Source organism: Amnimonas aquatica, assembly GCF_002943415.1.
In the GTDB taxonomy this organism is placed as follows: Bacteria; Pseudomonadota; Gammaproteobacteria; order Pseudomonadales; family Moraxellaceae; genus Perlucidibaca; species Perlucidibaca aquatica_A.
Map to the genome: position 1 here is coordinate 1 of NZ_PTQZ01000201.1, position 3213 is coordinate 3213.

Consider the following 3213-nt stretch of genomic DNA (forward strand, 5'->3'; position numbering starts at 1 on the left):
TCAGGCCGAGGAACAGCCCGAGCCGTCCAGGCAGGCGCGACAGGAAATAGCTGCCGCCGACATCCGGATACAGCCCGATGGTGATCTCCGGCATGGCCATGCGCGTGGTGTCGGTCACGATGCGGAAGCCGGCGCCCGCGAACAGCCCCATGCCGCCCCCCATGACCACGCCCGAGCCCCACACCAGCAACGGCTTGGGAAAACGGTGGATGGCATAGTCGAGGCGGTACTCGCGTGCGAAGAACTCGGCGGCATGGCCGGCATCGCCCTGCCCGGTCCGCGCCGCTTCGGTCAGGCGACGCACGTCGCCGCCGGCGCAGAGGGCGCGCTCGCCACGGCCGCGCAGCAGCACCGCGACGACACGCGCGTCAGCCGCCCACTCGGCCAGCTTCGGCAGCAGCAGCTCGACCATTTCCAGCGTCAGCGCATTGAGGCTGCGCTCGGCATCCAGGGTGGCGACAGCCAGCAGATTGCCATCACTCGTGACTACATGGTCGAACTTGACCGGATCGATATCGCTCACACAAGGCTCCTTGGAAACATGAAGACGAGGGACTGCCTGCGCCGGCCTCAGGCCGGCAGGGACCAGTCGATGGGCACCTGGCCGCGCTGGGTCAGCCAGGCATTGGTGCGGGAGAAATGGCGGCAGCCGAACCAGCCGCCGCGATTGGCCGCCAGCGGCGACGGATGCGCCGCGGTCAGCACGAGGTGGCGGCGGGTATCGATGATGCGCCCCTTGCGCTGGGCATAGCCGCCCCAGAGCAGGAACACCAGCCCTTCCCGCTCGCTGTTGAGCAGACTGACGATGCGGTCGGTGAAACGCTCCCAGCCCTGCCCCTGATGCGATGCCGCCTCGCCGGCACGCACCGTCAGCACGCTGTTGAGCAGCAGCACGCCCTGCTGTGCCCAGTGCGACAGGTCGCCATGGCGAGGCGGCTGGAGACCGAGGTCTTCACGCAGTTCGGTGAAGATATTCTGCAGCGACGGTGGCGGGCGCTGTCCCTTGCGCACAGAGAAGCACAGGCCATGGGCCTGTCCGGGCCCGTGGTAGGGATCCTGGCCGAGGATCACCACGCGCACCGATGACAGCGGCGCGGCATCAAGCGCGGCGAACATCTCGCCGCCCGGTGGATAGACCGTGCGTCCGTCGGCATGCTCCTGACGCAGGAAGCCCCGCAGGTCACGCATGTACGGCTGCTCGAATTCGTCCCGCAACGGCGCCAGCCATTCCGGATGCAAGCGTATGCGGGATTCCTGCTCGCTCACCACAGCCCCTTGATCTGGTAGGAAAGAGACTCGCGAATCCAGTCCGGACGCCGGGTGGCACTGCCCTGGATCAGCCCTTCGTATTCTATGCGCCGCACCGCCGACAGCAGCGTGCGGGCGGCCTGCTCCGGCACCGTCAGCTGGAAGCGCTGCNAAGGACTGGATCAGCAGATCCTTGATGTCACTGAAGTAGTACGTGGTCGCCGCCAGCGGCACGGCGGCGGCTTCGGCCACGGCACGGTGACGCACCCCACGCACGCCATCACGCAGCACCACCTGCCAGGTCGCGCGCAGGATGGCAGCGCGACGCTCCTCGCCACGCTGCTGGCGCTGTACCCGGGGCTGGCTGGGAGGCTTGCTGGTCATGTCGGTACGATGGCTGAAGTCGCCATGGAGCATACAGCCTGTGACGCGCCGCAGAAACAGAAAAGGGCCTGTTCAGGCCCTTTTCTGCAGCATGCGCGAAGCGCTTACTTCTGGATGCGGAACTCGACGCGACGGTTAAGCTCGCGGCCGGCTTCGCTGTCGTTGCTGGCCACCGGACGGCCTTCGCCGTAACCGACAGCCTGCAGGCGACCGGCGTCGATGCCGTAGCCGACGAGGTAGTCACGCACTTCGTTGGCACGATCACGCGACAGCTTCAGGTTGTAGGCATCGCTGCCCTTGCTGTCGGTGTGGCCGGCGATGGTGATGTTCGCCGAGGGATCCGAACGCAGGAAGGCCACGACGTTTTCCATCAGGCGCTGCGCATTGGCGGTCAGACGGGCCGAGTCGAACTCGAAGGTGATGTCGCGCATGACCAGGGTCTGCTCGACCACGCAGCCGTTGCCGTCAACCTTGGCACCCTTCGGGGTGTTCGGGCACTTGTCGTGTTCGTTGATCACGCCGTCGCCATCGTCATCGACGCTGACCGGTGCAGCCGGCACTTCCTTGATGACCACGCGCTCGACCGGCACTTCCTTGACCACGACCTTCTCGACCGGCACTTCCTTCACGACCACTTCCGGTTCGCGGGCCTTGCCGACCGCGAACTCGAGGCCGAGGCCGGCGCGGTAGTCGATCTTGCCGTCGCCGTTGCGGCTGGCGATCGGGCTCTTGTCGTAGTCGTCATACACGGCGCGCAGTTCGCCGCGCAGACGCAGGGTCTCGATGCCCAGGATGCTCTTGGTGAAGCCGATGCCCAGGTTCAGGTAGGGGCTGACCTCGTCCTGACCCGGGACGTCGTTGTAGACACCGCCGATACCGGCGACCAGGTAGGGGGTGAATTCGGAGCGCTGGCCGAAGGCGTACTGGAAGTCGACACCGAAACCGGTCTGGTAGTAATCGGTGCCGGCCGCGTTGCCGGTCTCGATGGTGTCACCGAAGAACTGGCCTTCGACCCACAGGTTCTGACTCAGACGGTGACCGAGGCCGACCTGGTAGCCGAAGCTGTCAGCGGAGCGGTCGGTCGGGGAACGGTCCTTGTCGGCCTTCAGGTAGAAGCCGCCGAAATAGACATAGTTGTCGTAGCTGCTGCCATTGTCCTCGGCAGCGACGGCGAAGGTCGAGACACCGGCGAGGGCGGCGGCTGCCACCGCTGCACGCATGGTCACGGCCGACCGGGAGAGAGAGAAACGGTGAGCGCTCATATTCTGTCCTCTGAATATAAATTGAAAGCGTTGGCGACCCGCAATTAGCCTGATCAAGAGATTACCGGAATCCGTTGATCTCATACAGGAGGTATACAACAAAACAACAAAAAACGATGAGCGGCAGGTCAACTGCGTTTTGATTTATTTTCGAGCAGATAACCGAAGATGGCATCCATGCGCTCGCCCAGGTAGCGCTGGGTGGCGCGCTCCATGGCGGCAGCCACTTCCGCCGCCACCGCCATGTCGGCGATGGGTCGCAGGCGCCAGATCACCTCGGCCAGGTGCGGCACCTCGCTGGCCGGCGGCAGCTGCTTGC

At 65.2% G+C, this 3213-nt stretch carries 4 protein-coding genes; all 4 read right to left on the reverse strand.

The window, feature by feature from the left end; genetic code table 11:
• Positions 1–523, reverse strand: a 523-nt coding sequence (locus C5O18_RS07805; protein ID WP_241146784.1) for an enoyl-CoA hydratase/isomerase family protein, incomplete at its 3' end; no start/stop codon positions are given.
• Between the two features lie 47 nt (positions 524–570).
• Complete coding sequence (ung, locus tag C5O18_RS11015; RefSeq protein ID WP_420884485.1) at positions 571–1269, reverse strand: uracil-DNA glycosylase; 699 nt, start codon at positions 1267–1269, stop codon at positions 571–573.
• Between the two features lie 467 nt (positions 1270–1736).
• The gene (locus C5O18_RS07815) at positions 1737–2894 is read right to left on the reverse strand and encodes an OmpA family protein (RefSeq protein WP_158249301.1); all 1158 of its coding nucleotides are present in this window, start codon (positions 2892–2894) and stop codon (positions 1737–1739) included.
• Positions 2895–3022: 128 nt separating this feature from the next.
• Positions 3023–3213, reverse strand: a 191-nt coding sequence (locus C5O18_RS10480; RefSeq protein ID WP_206389795.1) for a hypothetical protein, incomplete at its 5' end; no start/stop codon positions are given.